Source organism: Mesorhizobium sp. Root695 (genome assembly GCF_001428185.1).
GTDB lineage: Bacteria > Pseudomonadota > Alphaproteobacteria > Rhizobiales > Rhizobiaceae > Mesorhizobium.
Genome location: NZ_LMHO01000034.1, coordinates 204,816 through 224,001, shown reverse-complemented (window position 1 = coordinate 224,001; position 19,186 = coordinate 204,816). Strand labels below are relative to the sequence as shown.

Sequence of the window (19,186 nt, the reverse complement as noted above, 5' to 3'; positions counted from 1 at the left end):
ACCGGCCAGAAAGAATCTGCCGGACCCGTCAACAATGACGGTGTAGTCGCCCCTGCCCGATGTTTCAAAGACAAATGTCTCAGAGACAAAGGGCATAGTCGAGCGGTCATTGGAACTGCAAGGCGAGTGTCGGACGCTCTGACTGTCGGAAGAACAAGAAGTGGATTTTTGAGATGGATATCCTCCGTCAGCTCGAGGCCGAACAGGCCGCCAAGATCGAAGCCAAGCGCAAGCTTCCTGAATTCCAGCCCGGCGACACCGTGCGCGTCATGGTCCGCGTGACCGAAGGCACCCGCACCCGCGTCCAGGCTTATGAGGGCGTCGTCATCGCCCGCGCCGGCGCCGGCTTCCAGGAGAACTTCACCGTTCGCAAGATTTCCTACGGCGAAGGCGTCGAGCGCGTGTTCCCGGTCTATTCGCCGATGGTCGAAGGCGTCGAGATCGTTCGCCGCGGCAAGGTGCGCCGCGCCAAGCTCTACTATCTGCGCGATCGTCGCGGCAAGTCGGCCCGTATTTCGGAAAACACCGGCGTGCGCGCCCGCAAGCTGAACGACGAGGAGCGCGATGCGCTGAACGCCGAGAAGGCCCGCATCGAGGCCGAGAAGGTGGCAGCCGCCGAGGCTCTGGCCGCCGAGAAGGCCGCCCAGGACGCCGCCGAGAAGAAGGCCGCCGCCGAGGCAGCCGAAGCCGCCAAGGCAGCGGAAGCAGCCACCGCCGAATAAGGTTTTCGACCAGCATGTTCAAAAAGGCGGCTTCGGCCGCCTTTTTTCGTTTCCGGAAAAGGCTTGGGAAGGAAATCTGAATTGACTCGATTTGCATCGTGTACTAAAAAATCGTGAACGATTTAAATGGAGAAGCGAGATGCCTGCATTGTATTCCACCCAAGCCCGCGCCGTCGGCGGCCGCGCCGGCCATGTCCAGAGTGATGATGGCCTGCTCAGCCTCGACCTTGCCATGCCGAAGGAACTGGGCGGCAAGGGTGGCGCCACCAATCCCGAGCAGCTGTTCGCCGCCGGTTATGCCGCCTGTTTCGAAAGCGCCATGCGTTTCATCGCCGGCAAGCAGAAACTGCCGCTGCAGGATGCTTCGGTGACGGCCAATGTCAGCCTGCACAGCATTGCGCAGGGCGGATTTGTGCTTGGCGTTTCCCTGGCGGCAGAAACGAAAGGTCTTGATCAGGCGGCGACGGAAGCGCTTTTATCGGCGGCGCACCAGATTTGCCCCTATTCCAACGCCATCAAGGGCAACATCGAAGTGACGCTATCGGCCAGGGCACTTCCGGCAAAGGCAGCATGACCACGAAGCAGACAAGCGATGTCATCGACGTCCCGGCGGGTTTCGCCGGGATACCGAAGCTCGACCAGCATCTGTGCTTCGCGCTCTATTCGGCAAGCGGGCTGATGACACGGCTCTATCGACCGCTGCTCGAGCCGCTCGGCCTGACCTATCCGCAATATCTGACCATGCTGGCGCTGTGGGAGCATGCGCCGCGCACCGTCGGCGAACTCGGCGATGCGCTGGGGCTCGATTCGGCAACGCTGACGCCATTGCTGAAGCGCCTGGAAGGCAATGGCCTGGTGACGCGCCGGCGTGACGCCGCCGACGAACGCCGGGTGCTGGTCGAACCGACACAGCAGGGCCGGGCGCTACGCGAGGGCGCCAAGGCGGTGTCGGCCGCGATGCGCTGCCACTCGTCGCTCGATGGCGACGAGTTGAAATCCCTGCATCACACCTTGACCCGACTGATCGATGGCTTGCGTGAAGCCAGCGCCGCGGCGCCGGACCGAGATTGACGGCGGATCGCAAGGATCGTCCTGGAATCCCGGAATTGGCGGCACAGGAATCCGTTTTCGCATGCGCTGACGCAGCGGACCGTCTTGCATGACGCTTGCGGAAAGCTAAAGTCGGCGCCGGATTTTCCTGCAAGCCCGGCCATGCCCGGGTCCTTCAATCTTCCGGGGAGTGTGTCATGACCAAATCGAAACTGCTTCTGGCAGGCCTGCTTGCCCTCGTCTTGGCACCCGTTGCCGCCTTCGCGCAGGCTTTGCCCGACCTCGGCGGCAAGAAGGTGGTGGTGGTGACCGAAAACGCCTATCCGCCGCTGCAGTTCATCGACGCCAAGACCGGCAAGCAGATCGGCTGGGAATATGATGCGATGAATGAGATCGCCAAGCGGCTGAATTTCACCGTCGAGTACCAGAACACCTCCTGGGACGCGATGATCCAGGCGGTTTCTGACAACCAGTACAACATCGGCATGACCGGCATCACCATCAAGGACGACCGCAAGGAGAAGGTCGATTTCTCCGACCCCTATATGCGCTCGGAACAGTTCATGCTGGTGCGTGGCGATGAAAGCCGCTTCACCGATGCCAAGACCTTCGGCGCCTTCAAGGACGGACTGATCGGCGCGCAGGCCGGCACCACGCCATTCTATACCGCCGTCTACAGCGTGCTCGACGGCAATGAGCAGAACCCGCGCATCAAACTCTTCGAGACCTTCGGCGCGACGGTGCAGGCGCTGAAATCCGGCGACGTCGATGTCGTGCTGACCGACGGCACCGCCGGCAAGGGCTATGTCGACGCCTCCGAGGGCAAGCTGAAGCTGATCGGCGGACCGCTCGGCACAGAGGATTTTGGCTTCATCTTCCCGAAGGGTTCGGACCTGGTGAAGCCGGTCAACGCGGCGGTCGCCGCGCTCAAGGCGGATGGAACGCTCGATGCGCTCAACAAGAAGTGGTTTCTTGACTACAAGATGGGGCAGTAGTTCGTCTTGTCGCGAGGGTTGCGTGACGGACAGGAATTTGCGCTGACCCTGCGCTCGCACACCCCCCTCTGTCCCGCCGCCTTGGAACGCTCCGACATCTGCTTGGCCGGCCTCGCCTGATGGCAACGCCTGCCTCTTCCTCCAAGGCCGACTTCCCCTGGTGGCTTGTCGTTGCCGTAACCATCGCGATTGCGGTGGCCGTCTTCGTGGCCACCAGCAACCTCTATGCCCAGGTGTTCGCCACCGTCGCCAAGGGCATCGGTATCACCATCTTCGTCACCGTGATCGCCTTTGTGCTGGCGTCGGCCATCGGGCTCGGCATCGCGCTGATGGGAATGTCCGGTTCGCGCTTCATGCGCCAGATCGCGCGCTTCTATGTCGAGATCATCCGCGGCGTGCCGATCCTTGTGCTGCTGTTCTGGATCGCCTTTGCCGGGGCACCGGCCTTCGTCGCGGCCTGGAACGCGCTGACCGCGCCGCTGCAAAGCGCCGGCCTGTTCGGCGAGCTGCTGGTGCGCGACGTGTCGCTGTTGTGGCGCGCCATCATGGCGCTGACCATCGGCTATTCAGCCTTCATTTCGGAGGTGTTTCGAGCCGGCATCCAGGCGGTGGAGAAAGGCCAGATCGAAGCGGCGAAGGCGCTCGGGCTCAGCCGAGCACAGCGCTTCCGGCTGATCGTGTTCCCGCAAGCGATCCGTACCATCCTGCCGCCGCTCGGCAACGATTTCGTCGCTTTGGTCAAGGATTCCTCGCTGGTCTCGGTGCTCGGCGTCGCCGACATCACCCAGATGGGCAAGGTCTATGCCGCCGGCTCGTTCCGCTTCTTCGAGACCTATTCGATCGTCGCCTATGTCTATCTGATCCTGACGGTAGGCCTGTCCCTGGCCTTGCGGGCGCTGGAACGGCGGCTGCGCCGTCAGCACGAGGAATAGTTTTTCGGCGAAGACAGCGCTACGATCCTCGGTATTCTCGTGAAGGAGGTCCCATGATCGTCGACAAAGCCAATGCAGCGCTGGATTCCGTCTATACGGCCGACACGCCGGAAGCGCTTGAAGAGGCCTATGCGGCATGGGCCGCGACCTACGACAGCGAGACCGCCTCGCTCGGTTATCTCCTGCCGTTCCTGATCACCGCCTGGGTAGCGCGCCATGTGCCGGCGGGCGATGGCCCCTTGCTCGATGCCGGCTGCGGCACCGGCCTGTCGGGTCCGTCGCTGAAGGCGCTCGGTTACCGCGACATTGCCGGGCTCGATCTCTCGGACGACATGCTGAAGATCGCCGGCAGCCGCAATGCCTATAGCGAGTTGAAACAGGCGATGCTCGGCAGGAATCTGCCATGGTCGGATGGTCATTTCCGCGCTTTCTTCTCGACCGGCGTGTTCACCATCAGCCATGCGCCGGCCTCCGGCCTGCACGAACTGGTGCGCATAACCCGCAAGGGCGGCCATGCCATCTTTACCGTGCGGGACCAGGTGTTCGAAAGCGGCGGCTTTCAGGCCGTGTTCGACGATCTGGCGCAAGCGGAGAGATGGCGACCGGTCGAGGAGAGTCCCTGGTTCCGCTGCTATGCGATCGCGGAGCCAGATGCGCTGGTGAAGACGTTTGTGTTTGAAGTGATCTGAGTAGAGAGGCTTGGATTCTGCTAAGACACGCCGCAATTGCCGGCAAGCCAAAACATTGGTATGAGCCACGCCATGGAAGAGCTTTTTGGCGATCCGGCCTACAAGGGGTTCGTGCTGCAGGACAGGAAACGCCTGCCGTCGCGCTTCTCCGCGCGCGTGTCCGGCGCGTTGACCAGCCGACTATCCTAGGCCGACCTGTCCAGGTCGTTTCGCCGGGCCGAAAGTCAGGCGTCTGCTCTTTCCCATTCTCATATCGACGGATTTACGCACATGAGCGCACCGCGCACCCTCTACGACAAGATTTTCGACGACCATGTCGTCGACCGCCAGGACGACGGCACCTGCCTGCTCTACATCGACCGTCACCTCGTCCATGAAGTGACCAGCCCGCAGGCCTTCGAAGGCCTGCGCATGACCGGCCGCAAGGTCCGGCATCCGGAAAAGACGCTGGCCGTGGTCGATCACAATGTTTCGACCTCGCCCGAGCGCAAGTTCGGCATCAAGAACGAGGAAAGCCGCATCCAGGTCGAGGCGTTGGCCAAGAACGCCAAGGATTTCGGCGTCGAATATTATTCCGAGAACGATATCCGCCAGGGCATCGTTCATATCATCGGTCCGGAGCAGGGCTTTACCCTGCCCGGCATGACCATCGTCTGCGGCGACAGCCACACCTCGACCCATGGCGCTTTCGGCGCACTGGCGCATGGCATCGGCACGTCCGAGGTCGAGCATGTGCTGGCGACGCAGACGCTGATCCAGCGCAAGGCCAAGAACATGCTGGTGCGTGTCGACGGCCAGTTGCCGGAAGGCGTTACCGCCAAGGACATCATCCTGGCCATCATCGGCGAGATCGGCACCGCCGGCGGTACCGGCTATGTCATCGAATATGCCGGCGAGGCGATCCGTGCGCTGTCGATGGAAGGCCGCATGACGATCTGCAACATGTCGATCGAGGGCGGCGCGCGTGCCGGGCTGATCGCCGCGGACGAGACGACATTCGCCTATGTCAAGGACAAGCCGCGCGCCCCGAAGGGTGCGGCCTGGGATGCGGCACTCGAATACTGGAAGACGCTGCAGTCCGACGAGGGCGCGCATTTCGACAAGGTGATCGTGCTCGATGCGGCCAAGCTGCCGCCGATCGTCTCCTGGGGTTCCTCGCCCGAGGACGTCGTGTCGGTGCAAGGCATCGTGCCGAACCCGGAAGACATCACTGACGAAAACAAGCGTACCTCCAAGCAGCGCGCGCTCGACTATATGGGGCTGACGCCAGGCACCAAGATCACCGACATCACGCTCGACCGCGTCTTCATCGGTTCCTGCACCAATGGCCGTATCGAGGATCTGCGCGCCGTCGCCAAGGTGGTCGAAGGCAAGACGGTCAGCCCGCATGTCGATGCGATGATCGTGCCGGGCTCCGGCCTGGTCAAGGAACAGGCCGAAGCCGAAGGCCTCGACAAGATCTTTGTCGCCGCCGGCTTCGACTGGCGCGAGCCGGGCTGTTCGATGTGCCTGGCCATGAACGATGACCGGCTGAAGCCACATGAGCGCTGCGCCTCGACCTCGAACCGCAATTTCGAGGGACGCCAAGGTTTCAAGGGCCGCACCCATCTGGTGTCGCCAGCGATGGCGGCGGCCGCGGCGATCGCCGGGCACTTCGTCGACATCCGCGAGTGGAAGTAACTCTGGAGCGCCGAGCTTCGAACACATGCCAGGCCCCGGACCGCTTTGCGGCTCCGGGGCCTTTTTCATCCGGTTCGTCGACATATTCGCTTTCGCTTAACCGCTTGTTTGCGCTTGCGCTCTAGGGTCTTCCCCGACGTAAGCGGGGAAATTACAGTCGTTTGGATACGGGTCTGCTCATAGCGCTGCTCAACCCGACGATCGCGTTGGCGCTCGGCGCCGCGTTCCTCGTGCTATGGTCCTATCAACGCCACCGCCCCTATCTGGCCGTGCTGGCGATCAGCTACAGTCTCTCGGCAATCGGCTTCCTGCTGCAGTATTTCACCTTGCCGATCGGCATGCAGCTGACCAAGCTGGCGTCGAACATCTGCTTCACCATCGCCGGCTGCTGCCTGTCCAGCGCCATCGTCCATCGTTATGGCCGCAAGGTACCCTATGTGGGGATCGGCGTACTGGCTGGCGGCGGTCTGGCGTCGCTGTGCTGGTTCCTGTTCGTCGCGCCGGATCTCACCTGGCGCATCCTGGCGATGAATTTCGCTTTCGGAGGCATCAGCGTTCTGGTCGCCGCCGAATTGCGCCCGGTGCGCAACAACGGTCCGACCGAGAAAATCCTGTTCGTGCTGTCGCTGCTGTCGGGCTTGAATTTCTTCGTACGCACCTTGGTCGTCGTCATCGCGCACGGGCCCTTCACCAGCTATGACGGCTTCTATGGCTCGTCCTACTGGACGACGGCGCTTCTCTCGCAGGCATTGCTGTCGCTGCTCATCGCGCTGTGCCTGTTCTCCGCCGCGGCACTCGACGTGATGAAAGCGCTGAAGACCGAGACCTATACCGACCCGCTATCGGGCCTGCTCAACCGGCGTGGCTTCGAGGAGCGCGGCATGCTGCTGCTGCGGCACTGCGCCTCGGCCCGGTTCCCGGTCGCGCTGGTGCTGGCGGACCTCGATCATTTCAAGGCGCTCAACGATGTGCACGGGCATGCGGCGGGCGATCGCGTGATCGCCGACTTCGCCGCCAAGCTTCGGTCGGCGGCCGGCGCGCGCGGTGTTGCCGGGCGCATCGGCGGCGAGGAGTTCGCCGTGCTGCTGCCGCTCAGCGATCTCGCCGCCGCGCGGCTGTTTGCCGAGGCGGTGCGCACGCTCTATTCGGCCGGCCATGTCGACGGGCTTCCCGCCGGGACGAAGGTGACAGCCAGCTTCGGCGTGGCGGCTCGCAGCGGCGACGAGGCCCTGGAGCCGCTGATGCGCCGTGCCGACGACGCGCTCTACAAAGCCAAGAAGAACGGCCGCGACAGCGTGCGCCTGTCCTATGAGCGGCCGGAAACGGCGTTCGTGCCGGAGCCGCTCAAGACCGGCTGATCCGATCGGGTCGAGACGGCGTTAACGTCTTCTTCGCCCGTCGATGCTTAGCTGTCAGCGTGGGTGCGGGAAGAATATGAGCGGTGCCAACTTCATCCTGTTGATCAATTTGTCGGTCGCCGGCCTGCTGGCGGCATCCTTCATGGCGGTCGCTTTCCACGAAGTCGGCCGCGCGCCGGCGCGCTGGCTGGGATTTGGCTATCTGCTGGGCATGGCCTATTCGGCCATCGAATTCAGCATTCCCGCTTTCACCGACGCGCGGCTCCCGGTCGTTGCCGCCTTCGCGGTCTTCCTTGGCGCCACCATTGCATTCAATGGCGGGCTTGCCCGTAAATACGGCGTGGCACCGCCCTGGAAGCCGATGCTGTTGTTCCTGGTCGTCGCCACTGTCGCTGTGTATTTCGTGCAGGATCTGCCGCGCCAGTCGCTGGTCCGCATGATGGCCTACCAGCTTCCCTATGCCGTCATGCAGTTCGTCGGGCTGGCCATCGTCTGGTCATCTAGGCAAAGGCTCGCCCGTCTTGACCGCATCCTGATGGCAGTGCTGGCGGCCAGCGGCCTGCAGTTTGCCTCCAAGCCGTTCATCGCGCATGCGCTTGGCGGCTGGGGCGCCAATCCGCAGGCCTATCTGCAAAGCAACTACGCGCTGGTGTCGCAGTCGCTCGGCACTGTCTTTGCGCTGGCGCTGGCGCTGCTGATGCTGGCCATCCTGGTTCGCGACGTGCTCGCCGAAGTAACGTCGAAATCGGAGATGGACACGCTTTCGCGCCTGCTCAACCGCGGCGGCTTCACCCGCCATGCCGAGCTGGCGGTGCTTGGCGCGATGCGGCAAGGCGTGCCAGTCGCGCTGGTCATCGCTGACCTCGATCATTTCAAGAGCGTCAACGACAGTTTTGGCCATGCGTCCGGCGACCGGGTGATCGAAACTTTTGCAGGCTTCCTGCGCGAAGCCGCCACCGGGCATCATGTCGCCGGCCGCATCGGCGGCGAGGAGTTCGCCATCATCCTGCCGGGAACCAACCTTGCCGCCGCGCGGCTGTTCGCGGAGGGCACGCGTAGCGCTTTCGGCGCGCTGCCAATCGACGGATTGCCGGCGGGCAACCGCTGCACCGCGAGCTTCGGCGTCGCCGAACTTCATCCGAGCGAAGACTTTGCCGATCTGATGCGGCGCGCCGACCAGGCGCTCTATCAGGCCAAGAATGCCGGGCGCGATTGCGTGCGCGTCTCCGCCGGGCCGGCCGGCAACTGGTCGTCAGCCGGAATGGAAGCTAGCGGCAGGGGCTGAGTTCGGGCATCTCGCCGTCGGAGAGACCGTACATATAGGAGCGGCCCTTCACCAGCACGGGCGGCCGGTAGCAATCGCCGTATCCCGATATCTCGTCGGCCTCGTTCTCGTAGATCACCTTGGGCTGGCCGGCGCTGGTGTAGTCGGACAGTTGCTTGGCCAGCCTGCCTTCGCCGACGAGGATGCGCTTGTAGCCGGCGGCGCTGTCGATGACGAGATTGCCAAAGGAATCGGCGTAGACGCGATCCTGATGCCGCGCGCCGGCGACCGCTGGCGCTGCCAGGCCAACGACCGAAGCCGCCACTATGAGCGCCGCAAGGCGCGATCTGCCCGAATTCGAACGCATGGCGTCCTCCGTGTCTTGAGGAAAGCCTCCTCGAATCGGAAATTAACGTTTTCTTAATCTTTGTTAAGAGGCTGACGTGCTTCGCGGCGATGTCTCGGTAAACATGGTTAATATCCATTAATATCCGACTGGATGGAAAACCCGGTGGCCATCATTCGGCCATGCTTGACCGCACCATCGCGCCGTATCCGTCTCGACGTCGGGATGACCTTGATCTTGGCAAAGCATCGCGGCTGACTTGCCGCGCGGGAGGACAGCATATGGCGCTACGCCGGCCGATTTGGGTGTCCGTTTTCCCGTTGCTCGTTATCGTTGCTGCCTGTGTGCCACAGGGCAGCGCGCCGGAGGCGGCCAATACCGTCGTCTCGCCTGCGCCGGCTCGGCGGTCCATCACAGCCGCGGCGGCGCCGGCAGATGCAACCAAGATCATCACCGACCTTACTGCGCCGCGATTGGGCATAGGCACGGCCACCTACAGATGCGGCAATAACGGTATGATTACCATCCAAAATCTCGGCAGGTCGTTGCGTGTGGTCGGGTCCGACGGCGCGACCGAGGAGTTTGCGGCGTCGCCGGCCAACCAGAGCAGCCGCTACCAGGCGGTCACGCATGACGCAATCGTGATCGACGGACGCGAGGCGCTGGTGATGAAGAAGGGGTCGACGCCGCAGACCTGCAAACGCTAACGCCAATCTCAATACGGCTAAACATGCTGCACTGCAGCGACATCGAGCCGGCTTCGGGCCATGAGTCCCTAATCGATTGAAGCCCGAGCCCGCCTTTTAGTCAGACTAAATTACGTTTTCAAAACGGTTTTCTGGCTTTGACGCGGTGCAAAAAGAGCATTAGAAACCGGCTGTCCGAAGTCGCAACCGGAAGCGGCAATGCCGCATTTCCACCTGAGGCTCCAGAGACGCCGAACTGGGGGAGCCATGAGCAAATCACCAGCCACCCGCGAATTTGCCAGACGTGAACGGCCGCTTTCGCCGCATCTGAGCGTGTACCGGCCGCCGATCACGATGACGATGTCGATCATCCATCGCATCACAGGCGGCGCGCTGTATTTCGGCACGCTGCTGGTCGCTCTGTGGCTGATGGCGGCGGCAAGCTCACAGGCGACCTTCGACTGGGTCAACTGGGCCTTCGGCACCTGGCTCGGCCGGTTGATCCTGTTCGGCTACACCTGGGCGCTGATGCATCACATGCTGGGTGGCGTGCGCCATCTGGTCTGGGATACCGGCGCCGGCCTCGAGAAGCACACGGCCTCGAAGATCGCCTGGGCGACGCTGGTTGGCTCGATCCTGCTCACATTGCTGATCTGGATCGCCGGCTATATGGCGCGGGGGGCCTGATCATGAGCGGCAACAACTCCGACATGCGCACGCCGCTGGCGAAGGTTCGCGGCCTGGGTTCGGCCCGCGAGGGCACCGGACATTTCTGGCGCCAGCGCCTGACCGCGATCGCCAACATCCCGCTGACGCTGTTCTTCGTCGGTTTCCTGATCGCGCTCAACGGCGCCGGTTATGAGCATGTGCGGGCAGCCCTTGCCAATCCGTTCGTTGCGCTGGTGATGGCCCTGGTGCTCGTCTCCGGGCTCACCCATATGCGGCTCGGCATGCAGGTGATCATCGAGGATTACGTGCATGGCGAGGGCATGAAGCTGGCGCTGATAGCGCTCAACACATTTTTCACCATAGCGGTCGGCGTCGCCTCGATCTTCGCCCTGCTCAAGCTGACATTCGGAGGCTGAGTTGGCCAAGGACGCAAAACAAGCCAACACGGCGGGCTATACCTTTGTCGACCACAAGTTCGACGTCGTGGTCGTCGGCGCCGGCGGCGCCGGCCTGCGCGCCACGCTCGGCATGGCCGAACAGGGCCTGCGCACCGCCTGCATCACCAAGGTGTTCCCGACCCGCTCGCACACCGTGGCGGCGCAAGGTGGCATTGCCGCTTCGCTTGCCAATATGGGTCCCGACAATTGGCAATGGCATCTCTTCGATACAGTCAAGGGTTCGGACTGGCTGGGCGACATCGACGCGCAGGAATACATGGTCCAGCAGGCACCCGCCGCGGTTTATGAACTCGAACATTACGGCGTGCCGTTCTCGCGCACCGAAGAGGGCAAGATCTATCAACGGCCGTTCGGCGGCATGATGATGAATTTCGGTGAAGGCCCGCCCGTGCAGCGCACATGCGCCGCCGCCGACCGCACCGGCCATGCCATGCTGCACACGCTCTACGGCCAGTCGCTGAAGCACAATGCGCAGTTCTTCATCGAGTATTTCGCGCTTGACCTGATCATGGAGCCGGACGGCACTTGCACCGGCGTCGTCGCCTGGAATCTCGACGACGGCACCATCCACCGCTTCTCGGCCAAGATGGTGGTGCTGGCGACGGGCGGCTATGGCCGGACCTATTTCTCGGCCACTTCGGCGCATACCTGCACCGGCGACGGCGGCGGCATGGCCGCGCGGGCGGGGTTCCCCCTTCAGGACATGGAGTTCGTGCAGTTCCACCCGACCGGCATCTATGGCGCCGGCTGCCTGATCACCGAGGGCGCGCGCGGCGAGGGCGGCTATCTCGTCAATTCGGAGGGTGAGCGCTTCATGGAGCGCTACGCGCCGTCGGCCAAGGACCTTGCCTCGCGCGACGTCGTTTCGCGTTGCATGACGCTGGAAATCCGCGAGGGCCGCGGCGTCGGCCCGAAGAAGGACCACATCTTCCTGCATCTCGACCACCTCGATCCGGCCGTCCTGCATGAGCGGCTGCCGGGCATTTCGGAATCGGCCAAGATCTTTGCCGGCGTCGACCTGACCAAGGAGCCGATCCCGGTGCTGCCGACGGTGCACTACAATATGGGCGGCGTGCCGACCAATTACTGGGGCGAGGTGCTCAACCCGACGGCGCGAAGCCCGGACAGGGTATCGCCCGGACTGATGGCGGTCGGCGAAGCCGGCTGCGCCTCCGTGCACGGCGCCAACCGGCTCGGCTCGAATTCGCTGATCGATCTGGTGGTGTTCGGCCGCGCGGCGGCGATCCGGGCCGGCCAGGTGATCGACCGCAGTTCGGCGATCCCTTCGCCCAACGAGGCCTCGGTCGAAAAGATCATGGACCGCTTCGACCGGCTGCGCCACGCCAACGGCTCGACGCCGACGGCGGTGCTGCGTGAGAAGATGCAGAAGGCTATGCAGGAAGATGCGGCGGTGTTCCGTACGCAGGAATCGCTGGACAGTGGCTGCAAGCGCATTTCGCAGATCTGGGGCGAGCTCAAGGACATAAAAGTGTTCGACCGCTCGATGATCTGGAACTCCGACCTGGTCGAGACGCTGGAGTTGGAAAACCTGATGGCCAACGCCATCACCACGGTCTATGGCGCGGCGGCGCGCAAGGAGAGCCGTGGCGCGCACGCGCGGGAAGATTTTTCCGCCCGCGACGACGCCAACTGGCGCAAGCACACGCTGGCGCGGCTCAGCGAAGACGGCAAGGTGACGCTCTCCTATCGGCCGGTGCACACCGAGCCGCAGCTGGCGGAAAAGGACGGCGGCATCAGCCTCGCCAAGATCGCGCCGAAGGCCAGGGTGTATTGAGGATCAAACATGGTTGAACTCACGCTCCCCAAGAACTCGCAGATCAAGGCCGGAAAGACCTGGCCAAAGCCGGAAGGCGCCACCAATCTGCGCGAGTATCGCATCTACCGCTGGTCGCCGGACGACGACGAGAACCCGCGCATCGACACCTATTTCGTCGACATGGACGATTGCGGGCCGATGGTGCTCGACGCGCTGCTTTGGATCAAGAACAAGATCGACCCGACGCTGACCTTGCGGCGCTCCTGCCGCGAAGGCATTTGCGGCTCCTGCGCCATGAACATCGACGGTTCCAACACCCTCGCCTGCACCAAGGGCTGCGACGACATTTCCGGCGCCGTCAAGGTCTACCCGCTGCCGCATATGCAGGTGGTCAAGGACCTGGTGCCCGACCTCACCAATTTCTACGCCCAGCATGCCTCGATCCAGCCATGGCTGAAGACGGTGTCGCCGGAGCCGGCCAAGGAATGGCTGCAAAGCCATGAGGACCGCGAGAAGCTCGACGGGCTCTACGAATGCATATTATGCGCCTGCTGCTCGACCTCGTGCCCAAGCTACTGGTGGAACGGCGACCGCTATCTCGGCCCTGCAACGCTGCTGCAGGCCTATCGCTGGCTGATCGATAGCCGCGATGAGGCCAAGGGCGAGCGGCTCGACAATCTCGAAGACCCGTTCCGGCTCTATCGCTGCCACACCATCATGAACTGCACGCAGACCTGCCCCAAGGGCCTCAACCCGGCCAAGGCGATCGCCGAGATCAAGAAGATGATGGTGGAGCGGCGCGTCTGACGGCACTCGTTTTTTCTTTTGCGCCTTCGACGACACGGCTGCCGACATGAAGAAGATGATGGCCCAGCGGCACGTCTAAGTTCGCTGCTTTTGCGCGCTTCAGAACGGGGCTGGCATATCGGCAAGCGCGGATAGTCCAACCTCTGGCGATGTTCCGCCGTAAGCCCGCTACCGAGCCCCTTGCATTTGGCTACCGCGACATACAATATCCATACATCTGGATAGCGGGGGGGGGCGAAGACGATGGACGACAATCAGGCTTCATGGACGCCGGTCATCCGCAAAAGCGACGGACCGGTCTATCTCGCCATTGCCGACGCCCTGTCGGCCGACATCGTCTCGGGCCGGCTGGCCGGAGGGTTCAGGCTGCCGCCGCAGCGCACGCTCGCGGATGCGCTCGGCATCGATTTCACAACGGTCAGCCGCGCCTATGCCGAGGCGCGCAAGCGCGGGCTGATCGATGGACGGGTCGGGCAGGGCACCTATGTCCGAGCACGACGACCGGCCGAAGGACGAAATGTTCCGACCGGCCTTGTCGACATGAGCATGAACCTGCCGCCCCGCTTCGAGGATGCCGTGCTGGTCGCACGGATGTGGGACGGAATTGCCGATCTGCGGGCGGATGACGGGCTGGACCTGCTCCTGCGCTACCAGGAGGCCGGTGGAACCGGGCGCGACCGGGCCGCCGGCGCGCGCTGGCTTTCGCCGAGGCTTGGGGTCATTCCGGCGGAGCGGCTTCTGGTCTGCCCCGGAGCGCAGGGAGCGCTGCTGGCGCTCGCCGGCGTGCTGGCCGGGCCCGGGGAGACGATCTGCACCGAAGCCCTGACCTACCCCGGTTTCCGGTCGCTAGCCGCGCATCTCAGGATCAATCTCGTCGGGGTTCCAATCGACGAGCATGGACTTGTTCCCGAGGGATTCGAATCCGCCTGCAGGGAATACAAGCCAAAAGCGCTCTATTGCACGCCGACCCTGCACAATCCGACGACTGCGACCTTGCCCCTCGACCGTCGCGAGGCCTTGATCGGGATTGCCCGCCGCCATCAGGTGCCGATCATCGAGGACGATGCCTATGGAGCCTTGCCGACCGCCCCGGTGCCGCCGCTGGCCGCCCTCGCGCCGGACCTCGTCTACCATGTCGCGGGGCTGGCGAAATGCCTGTCCCCTGCGTTGCGGATCGCCTATCTCGTGCTTCCGGACGGCCGCTCGGCCGCCAGGGTGGCGGGCGCCATAAGGGCGACCGCTTCCATGGCCTCGCCGCTGACGGCCGCCATCGCGACCCGCTGGATCGAGGACGGAACCGCCGATGCGGTTCTTGCCGCGATCCGCGAGGAGTCGCGCCGCCGGCAGGCCATCGCCACGGCCATCTTGCCACCCGGCTCCTGCCAAGCCGATCCGCAGGGTTTCCATGCCTGGCTGCGGCTGGCCGGACCCTGGACGCGAGGCGAATTCACCGCTCGGCTGCGCTCGGCCGGCATCGGCGCGGTGGCAAGCGATGCCTTCGCCTTCACGTCGCCTCCCGAGGCCGTCCGCCTGGGTCTCGGCGCGGCCGCGAACCGCGACGATCTGCGCGACAGCCTGTGCATCGTCGCGGATCTCCTGTCGCAGTCGCCTTCCGTATCGTCGATGGTGGTTTGATCTTGTAGGGATTGCTCTTGACAATGTATGTATTCATGCCGCATACATTGTGCAATCAATGACGCGCGTGGAGATGAGCAGACTGCGCCATCACACGCAGACAGCCGGGCGCGACCCACGTAGCGTTCCCTGGGCGTCACAGACAAGGACTGGTCAAGATGACTCCGGATCGTGAATGGGCTCCCCTCTCGCCGATTGAAACGGGCATAAGGGGGCGTTGTCCGCGCTGTGGCGAAGGACATCTGTTCGAAGGCTTCCTGAAGCTGCGCAAGGGCTGCGAAGTCTGCGGCCTCGATTATTCCTTCGCCGATCCGGCCGACGGTCCGGCTTTCTTCGTGATCTGCTTTGCATGCGTGCCGAGCGTGGTGCTGGCACTCTGGATCGAGGTGCGCTTCGAAGCGCCCTACTGGATGCATCTCGTCACGACCTTGCCGTTCATGCTGCTGACGTGCATCCCGCCATTGCGGCCGCTGAAGGGATGGCTGGTGGCCAGCCAGTATTTCTACAAGGCGGAGGAAGGCCGGATGGTGACGCCTCTGATCCCGTCGGCATCCGCCGTGACAGCCGGTTTGCCAAGCGACGACAGGCAGTGACGAATGTCGCCGCGGCCGCCAAGATGAGGGTTGAACGGCTGGTCCAGCCACGGCTATAGGCACTGGATGGAATGGCCCCTGCCTGCTGATTTTTCGCCTGAGGCCGTCGCGGCAATCCGGACGCGACTCGATCTGGCGCGGACCCACGGGGTGACGATCCTGTTCGCCATCGAAAGCGGCAGCCGCGCCTGGGGTTTCCCGTCCCCCGACAGCGACTACGACTGCCGCTTTGTCTATGTCAGGCCTGTTGCGGACCATCTCGTGCTGGAGCAGGCGCGCGACGTAATCGAGTTTCCGATCGAAGGCGAGATCGACGCTGGCGGTTGGGATCTACGCAAAGCCCTGCGCCTGGCGCTCGGCGGCAATGCCGTCATCGTGGAATGGGCAAAGTCACCAATCGTCTATGAGGAAGTCGCCGGGTTTCGCGGGCGCCTTCTCGACGTTCTGGCTCAAATCGTCGATCCGGCAAAGGTGACGCATCACTATCTTGGGCTCGCGCGCTCGCATGTCGCCAAGATCGGCAGTTTCTCCGGCGAGGTGAAGCTGAAGAAGCTGTTCTACCTGATCCGCCCGCTGGTGGCACTCGACTGGATGGAGCAGCGCGAGTTCACCGGCCTGCCGCCGATGAACCTTGGCGAATGTCTCGATCAGACCGAGATTCCCGCGCCGGCAAGCACGGAAATCCGTCACCTGATCGAGCAGAAAAGCCGGACGCGGGAGATGGGGTCCGGTCTCATCCCGACCGCAATCGCGCACTATCTCGAGGCGCGCTATGGCCATCACCAGATGAACCTTGCCGGCGTTGTGCGCGATAAGGTTCGCCAGGCGCGCGCCAATGCGCTCGCAACGGAGTTCTACCGCCAGGAGGCTGAGCGTCAATGAGCGATGACCTTCCCATCCTTTCTCCCGTCGAAGCCCGTGTGCTCGGCTGCCTGATCGAGAAGAAGGAGCTGACGCCGGATGTCTATCCGCTGACGCTCAATGCAGCACTGGCCGCCGCCAACCAGAAGACGGCGCGCGAGCCGGTGATGGCGCTGGAACAGGTCGAGGTGCACCGGGGGCTGAAGCTGCTCGAACAAAAGGGGTTGGTGCGGCAGATGTTCGGTTCGCGTGTCGAGCGCTACGAGCACCAGATGGCGCAGCGTTTCTCGCTGACCACGCCGCAGACCGCCTTGCTCGGTCTGCTCCTGTTGCGCGGGCCGCAGACGGCGCATGAGCTTCTGGCACGGGCCGAGCGCATGGCGCGGTTTTCGTCGATCGAAGACCTGCGCGCCGAACTCGATATGCTCATCGGCCGCCGACCACCGCTGATCCAGGAAATTTCGCGCGGCCCGGGCCAGCGCGAGGACCGCTACGTGCACCTCCTCGCCGGAGCGGTCGACGTCGCGGCGCTGTCGGCGCAACGCAGTGCTCCAGCCATGCCTCAATCCGATCTCGAAGCGAGATTGGAGGCGCTGGAGCACGAAGTCGCTGCGCTCCGCGCCCGCCTCGATGCGCTGGGCGCCTGACGCCGCCAGCGATCGTTCGACGCTTTATCGCCCAAGGGTCCCTACAATCGGCAACGAAAACGCCGGCGTTCGGGCCGGCGTTCTTCTCTTTGCTTACCCGTTCAGTTCAGCCAAGCTTGGCGTCGAGCGAAACCTTGATCGCGCCGAGCGCCTTCGAGACCGGGCATTCGGCCTTGGCTTTTTCGGCCAGTTCCTTGAACTTTGCCTCATCGATACCAGGCACCTTGCCAACCAGCGTGATGGCGCTGCCGGTGATGCCGGTGCCGGGAACCAGCGTCACCACCGCCTTGGCGTCGAGCTCGGTTGCGGGCGTGCCGTTTTCGGCCAGGAAATGCGACAGCTGCATGGCATAGCAGCCGGCATGCGCGGCAGCGATCAGTTCTTCGGGATTGGTGCCGGATTTGCCGCTCTCATCCTCGAAGCGCGCCTTGAATGAATAGGGCGTGGCCTTCAAGGTCCCGCTCTGGGTGTCGAGCGTGCCCTTGCCCTCTTTCAGATTGCCTTTCCAGACGGCGTTTGCGGTGCGGTCCATGAATTTCTCCTTGGTTGTCGTGGCTGGGGTTGTGGTGACTTGTTGTCGGGCTGAGCCTGGCTTCCGGTCAACTATAGCGCGCGCGGGCGCGAAGGCCACTGCGCACTTTGAACGGTGTCGGCGATGGGGTTCAAATTTTTTCTGAAAAAATGCCGATGCAAAAATGTCGACTTTAGTTCCCCTCGCCCGTCCTGCGGGCGGCCACGGGTTTGTGGCCGAATGGAGCTTCACATGGACAATCTGTTTTTCGCACTGTGGAAAGGCGCAGGCTGCAAGGCCGGGCGGCGAGAAGACTTCTGGCTGCATCCGCCGGCGTCCGGCTTTGGGCGGCTGCTGGCGGCGGTTGCCATTATCGGCATCGCGACATGCCTTCTCGACCATGCAGCCGCGGTAAAGGACAACGCTGACACCCTCGTCACCGCATCGTATGGGTCGTCGCAGCAAGGGAGCCGGAAATGAAATATGTCTGTCTGGTCTATGGCGAGGAAAAGGATCTTCACGCGCTGACCCCGGCGGGGGCGGCCAAGCTCGACGCCGATTCGCTGGCCTACGACCGATCGCTGGAGGAGAGGGGCCTGCTGATCGTCGCGCAGGCGCTGCAATCGGTGAAGACGGCCAAGACCGTGCGGCGGCGCAAGGGCAAGCGGCTGGTCATCGACGGCCCCTTCGCCGAAACAAAGGAGCAACTGCTTGGATTCGTTATGATCGAGGCAAAGAATCTCGAAGAGGCGCTGGATATTGCCGCCGATATTCCGCTAGCCGAACTCGGCACGATCGAGGTCCGGGCCATCTACGACATACCGGGGTCATAGAGCCTGCCACGCGTTGCGGCCGCTTCGAACCAGGGCGTCTGGCTGAGCCGACGTTCTGGGTTCGGTTTCGTGCGCAACTTTTGCGTGTTGAAGCCTGCCAAGAGTTCTCCTATCGTCGCCGGGATTTTGGGGGATGTCGGCATGCCATTCTTGATTGCTATCCTTGGCGTGTTGGGCGCGGCGGCGTTCTGGTGGTACCGGATGAAGGCGATGAACGACGCGGCTCGCGAGGTTGCGGACGTCGTCGGGCGCGTGCAAGGCAACATCCGCCGCAAGAAGCTGCGCAATCAGGCGGCCCTGTCGCCGCTGACGGCGATCGATGATCCGGTCGTAGCGGCGGCAACGCTGATCACCGCCATCGTCTCCGAGAATGGGCCCATCCTGCCGCAGCGCGAGGCTGTCATTCGCGCTGTGATTTCCGAGATTGCCGACAAGAAGAAAACGGACGAAGCGGTGGTCTATGCCAAATGGGCGGCGTCACAGATCGACGACACCACTGTTGTCATCGACAAGCTGGCGCCGTTCCTGCGCGAACGTCTCGATGTCACCGAGCGAAACGATCTGCTGCAGATGGTCGACCGCGCCGCCCAAGGCGGCGAGAAACGCCTGCAGATATCCGACCAAAGGATATTGCGGCTGCGGCAGAAGCTCGGTTTTGAGGTGAACTGAGCGA

The 19,186-nt window shown here is 63.3% G+C and carries 23 protein-coding genes; 21 read left to right on the top strand and 2 right to left on the bottom strand.

The features are described from left to right. Positions 1–173: 173 nt before the first annotated feature. The 9 genes from rplS to ASD99_RS24525 all read left to right on the top strand — a co-directional run bounded on the left by rplS (position 174) and on the right by ASD99_RS24525 (position 8,711). The gene (rplS, locus tag ASD99_RS24565; RefSeq protein ID WP_056585769.1) at positions 174–722 is read left to right on the top strand and encodes a 50S ribosomal protein L19; all 549 of its coding nucleotides are present in this window, start codon (positions 174–176) and stop codon (positions 720–722) included. A 139-nt stretch (positions 723–861) separates the two neighbouring features. Beyond that, positions 862–1,296: an organic hydroperoxide resistance protein gene (locus ASD99_RS24560; protein WP_056585771.1), complete on the top strand. Its 435-nt coding sequence runs from the start codon at positions 862–864 to the stop codon at positions 1,294–1,296. Next, the gene (locus tag ASD99_RS24555) at positions 1,293–1,793 is read left to right on the top strand and encodes a MarR family winged helix-turn-helix transcriptional regulator (protein ID WP_057145187.1); all 501 of its coding nucleotides are present in this window, start codon (positions 1,293–1,295) and stop codon (positions 1,791–1,793) included. Before ASD99_RS24560 ends, ASD99_RS24555 begins: the two co-directional genes overlap by 4 nt. Before the next feature lie 176 nt (positions 1,794–1,969). Beyond that, positions 1,970–2,767 carry a transporter substrate-binding domain-containing protein gene (locus ASD99_RS24550; RefSeq protein WP_057145186.1) on the top strand — a complete coding sequence of 266 codons (798 nt, stop codon included), beginning with the start codon at positions 1,970–1,972 and terminating at the stop codon, positions 2,765–2,767. 119 nt (positions 2,768–2,886) lie between these two features. Further along, positions 2,887–3,699 carry an amino acid ABC transporter permease gene (locus ASD99_RS24545; protein WP_056585776.1) on the top strand — a complete coding sequence of 271 codons (813 nt, stop codon included), beginning with the start codon at positions 2,887–2,889 and terminating at the stop codon, positions 3,697–3,699. Positions 3,700–3,752: 53 nt separating this feature from the next. Continuing rightward, entirely contained in the window at positions 3,753–4,388 is a 636-nt protein-coding gene (locus ASD99_RS24540) for a class I SAM-dependent DNA methyltransferase (RefSeq protein WP_056585778.1), read from the top strand. Between the two features lie 270 nt (positions 4,389–4,658). Continuing rightward, complete coding sequence (gene leuC / locus ASD99_RS24535; RefSeq protein WP_056585783.1) at positions 4,659–6,068, top strand: 3-isopropylmalate dehydratase large subunit; 1,410 nt, start codon at positions 4,659–4,661, stop codon at positions 6,066–6,068. 161 nt (positions 6,069–6,229) lie between these two features. Then, on the top strand, positions 6,230–7,426 hold the full coding sequence (locus ASD99_RS24530; RefSeq protein WP_057145185.1) for a sensor domain-containing diguanylate cyclase: 1,197 nt from the start codon (positions 6,230–6,232) through the stop codon (positions 7,424–7,426). A gap of 76 nt (positions 7,427–7,502) precedes the next feature. After that, complete coding sequence (locus tag ASD99_RS24525) at positions 7,503–8,711, top strand: sensor domain-containing diguanylate cyclase (RefSeq protein ID WP_057145184.1); 1,209 nt, start codon at positions 7,503–7,505, stop codon at positions 8,709–8,711. On the opposite strand, the gene ASD99_RS24520 is transcribed toward ASD99_RS24525, so the two are convergent. Continuing rightward, on the bottom strand, positions 8,695–9,057 hold the full coding sequence (locus ASD99_RS24520) for a hypothetical protein (protein WP_056585788.1): 363 nt from the start codon (positions 9,055–9,057) through the stop codon (positions 8,695–8,697). The genes ASD99_RS24525 and ASD99_RS24520 overlap by 17 nt on opposite strands. Before the next feature lie 260 nt (positions 9,058–9,317). Here ASD99_RS24520 and ASD99_RS24515 point away from each other — a divergent pair, with 260 nt between their 5' ends. From ASD99_RS24515 to ASD99_RS24475, 9 genes are all read left to right on the top strand, one after another. Continuing rightward, positions 9,318–9,743, top strand: coding sequence for a hypothetical protein (locus tag ASD99_RS24515; RefSeq protein ID WP_056585790.1), 426 nt, complete (start codon positions 9,318–9,320; stop codon positions 9,741–9,743). Between the two features lie 246 nt (positions 9,744–9,989). Next, positions 9,990–10,409 (top strand): succinate dehydrogenase, cytochrome b556 subunit, encoded by a 420-nt coding sequence (gene sdhC / locus ASD99_RS24510; protein WP_056585792.1) that lies wholly within the window; start codon positions 9,990–9,992, stop codon positions 10,407–10,409. Between the two features lie 2 nt (positions 10,410–10,411). Then, positions 10,412–10,807, top strand: a complete 396-nt coding sequence (gene sdhD, locus ASD99_RS24505; RefSeq protein WP_056585795.1) for a succinate dehydrogenase, hydrophobic membrane anchor protein — start codon at positions 10,412–10,414, stop codon at positions 10,805–10,807. A 1-nt stretch (position 10,808) separates the two neighbouring features. After that, positions 10,809–12,644, top strand: coding sequence for a succinate dehydrogenase flavoprotein subunit (gene sdhA, locus ASD99_RS24500; RefSeq protein WP_056585797.1), 1,836 nt, complete (start codon positions 10,809–10,811; stop codon positions 12,642–12,644). 9 nt (positions 12,645–12,653) lie between these two features. After that, on the top strand, positions 12,654–13,433 hold the full coding sequence (locus tag ASD99_RS24495; protein WP_056585799.1) for a succinate dehydrogenase iron-sulfur subunit: 780 nt from the start codon (positions 12,654–12,656) through the stop codon (positions 13,431–13,433). 243 nt (positions 13,434–13,676) lie between these two features. Further along, positions 13,677–15,068, top strand: coding sequence for a PLP-dependent aminotransferase family protein (locus ASD99_RS24490; RefSeq protein ID WP_057145183.1), 1,392 nt, complete (start codon positions 13,677–13,679; stop codon positions 15,066–15,068). Positions 15,069–15,226: 158 nt separating this feature from the next. Then, positions 15,227–15,661, top strand: a complete 435-nt coding sequence (locus tag ASD99_RS24485; RefSeq protein ID WP_056585803.1) for a DUF983 domain-containing protein — start codon at positions 15,227–15,229, stop codon at positions 15,659–15,661. Between the two features lie 66 nt (positions 15,662–15,727). After that, on the top strand, positions 15,728–16,543 hold the full coding sequence (locus tag ASD99_RS24480) for a DNA polymerase beta superfamily protein (RefSeq protein ID WP_057145182.1): 816 nt from the start codon (positions 15,728–15,730) through the stop codon (positions 16,541–16,543). Continuing rightward, entirely contained in the window at positions 16,540–17,169 is a 630-nt protein-coding gene (locus ASD99_RS24475; RefSeq protein WP_057145181.1) for a YceH family protein, read from the top strand. The genes ASD99_RS24480 and ASD99_RS24475 overlap by 4 nt, the downstream gene beginning before the upstream one ends. Before the next feature lie 106 nt (positions 17,170–17,275). Here the strand turns inward: ASD99_RS24475 and ASD99_RS24470 are convergent, their stop codons facing one another. Then, positions 17,276–17,701: an OsmC family protein gene (locus ASD99_RS24470; RefSeq protein ID WP_057145180.1), complete on the bottom strand. Its 426-nt coding sequence runs from the start codon at positions 17,699–17,701 to the stop codon at positions 17,276–17,278. 231 nt (positions 17,702–17,932) lie between these two features. On the opposite strand from ASD99_RS24470, the gene ASD99_RS24465 reads away from it, so the two are divergent. The 3 genes from ASD99_RS24465 to ASD99_RS24455 all read left to right on the top strand — a co-directional run bounded on the left by ASD99_RS24465 (position 17,933) and on the right by ASD99_RS24455 (position 19,182). Beyond that, positions 17,933–18,160 carry a hypothetical protein gene (locus ASD99_RS24465; RefSeq protein ID WP_057145179.1) on the top strand — a complete coding sequence of 76 codons (228 nt, stop codon included), beginning with the start codon at positions 17,933–17,935 and terminating at the stop codon, positions 18,158–18,160. Beyond that, on the top strand, positions 18,157–18,513 hold the full coding sequence (locus tag ASD99_RS24460; RefSeq protein WP_057145178.1) for a YciI family protein: 357 nt from the start codon (positions 18,157–18,159) through the stop codon (positions 18,511–18,513). The genes ASD99_RS24465 and ASD99_RS24460 overlap by 4 nt, the downstream gene beginning before the upstream one ends. 141 nt (positions 18,514–18,654) lie before the next feature. Continuing rightward, entirely contained in the window at positions 18,655–19,182 is a 528-nt protein-coding gene (locus ASD99_RS24455; protein WP_057145177.1) for a hypothetical protein, read from the top strand. Positions 19,183–19,186 lie beyond the last annotated feature (4 nt).

Coding starts and splice junctions, on each gene's coding strand:
- sdhD (WP_056585795.1), top strand. CDS start 10,412: ATGAGCGGCAACAACTCCGACATGCGCACGCCGCTGGCGAAGGTTCGC.
- ASD99_RS24480 (WP_057145182.1), top strand. CDS start 15,728: ATGGAATGGCCCCTGCCTGCTGATTTTTCGCCTGAGGCCGTCGCGGCA.
- ASD99_RS24470 (WP_057145180.1), bottom strand. CDS start 17,701: ATGGACCGCACCGCAAACGCCGTCTGGAAAGGCAATCTGAAAGAGGGC.
- ASD99_RS24490 (WP_057145183.1), top strand. CDS start 13,677: ATGGACGACAATCAGGCTTCATGGACGCCGGTCATCCGCAAAAGCGAC.
- ASD99_RS24525 (WP_057145184.1), top strand. CDS start 7,503: ATGAGCGGTGCCAACTTCATCCTGTTGATCAATTTGTCGGTCGCCGGC.
- ASD99_RS24520 (WP_056585788.1), bottom strand. CDS start 9,057: ATGCGTTCGAATTCGGGCAGATCGCGCCTTGCGGCGCTCATAGTGGCG.
- ASD99_RS24560 (WP_056585771.1), top strand. CDS start 862: ATGCCTGCATTGTATTCCACCCAAGCCCGCGCCGTCGGCGGCCGCGCC.
- ASD99_RS24485 (WP_056585803.1), top strand. CDS start 15,227: ATGACTCCGGATCGTGAATGGGCTCCCCTCTCGCCGATTGAAACGGGC.
- ASD99_RS24495 (WP_056585799.1), top strand. CDS start 12,654: ATGGTTGAACTCACGCTCCCCAAGAACTCGCAGATCAAGGCCGGAAAG.
- rplS (WP_056585769.1), top strand. CDS start 174: ATGGATATCCTCCGTCAGCTCGAGGCCGAACAGGCCGCCAAGATCGAA.
- ASD99_RS24460 (WP_057145178.1), top strand. CDS start 18,157: ATGAAATATGTCTGTCTGGTCTATGGCGAGGAAAAGGATCTTCACGCG.
- ASD99_RS24550 (WP_057145186.1), top strand. CDS start 1,970: ATGACCAAATCGAAACTGCTTCTGGCAGGCCTGCTTGCCCTCGTCTTG.
- ASD99_RS24545 (WP_056585776.1), top strand. CDS start 2,887: ATGGCAACGCCTGCCTCTTCCTCCAAGGCCGACTTCCCCTGGTGGCTT.
- leuC (WP_056585783.1), top strand. CDS start 4,659: ATGAGCGCACCGCGCACCCTCTACGACAAGATTTTCGACGACCATGTC.
- ASD99_RS24455 (WP_057145177.1), top strand. CDS start 18,655: ATGCCATTCTTGATTGCTATCCTTGGCGTGTTGGGCGCGGCGGCGTTC.
- ASD99_RS24515 (WP_056585790.1), top strand. CDS start 9,318: ATGGCGCTACGCCGGCCGATTTGGGTGTCCGTTTTCCCGTTGCTCGTT.
- ASD99_RS24465 (WP_057145179.1), top strand. CDS start 17,933: ATGGACAATCTGTTTTTCGCACTGTGGAAAGGCGCAGGCTGCAAGGCC.
- sdhC (WP_056585792.1), top strand. CDS start 9,990: ATGAGCAAATCACCAGCCACCCGCGAATTTGCCAGACGTGAACGGCCG.
- ASD99_RS24555 (WP_057145187.1), top strand. CDS start 1,293: ATGACCACGAAGCAGACAAGCGATGTCATCGACGTCCCGGCGGGTTTC.
- ASD99_RS24475 (WP_057145181.1), top strand. CDS start 16,540: ATGAGCGATGACCTTCCCATCCTTTCTCCCGTCGAAGCCCGTGTGCTC.
- ASD99_RS24540 (WP_056585778.1), top strand. CDS start 3,753: ATGATCGTCGACAAAGCCAATGCAGCGCTGGATTCCGTCTATACGGCC.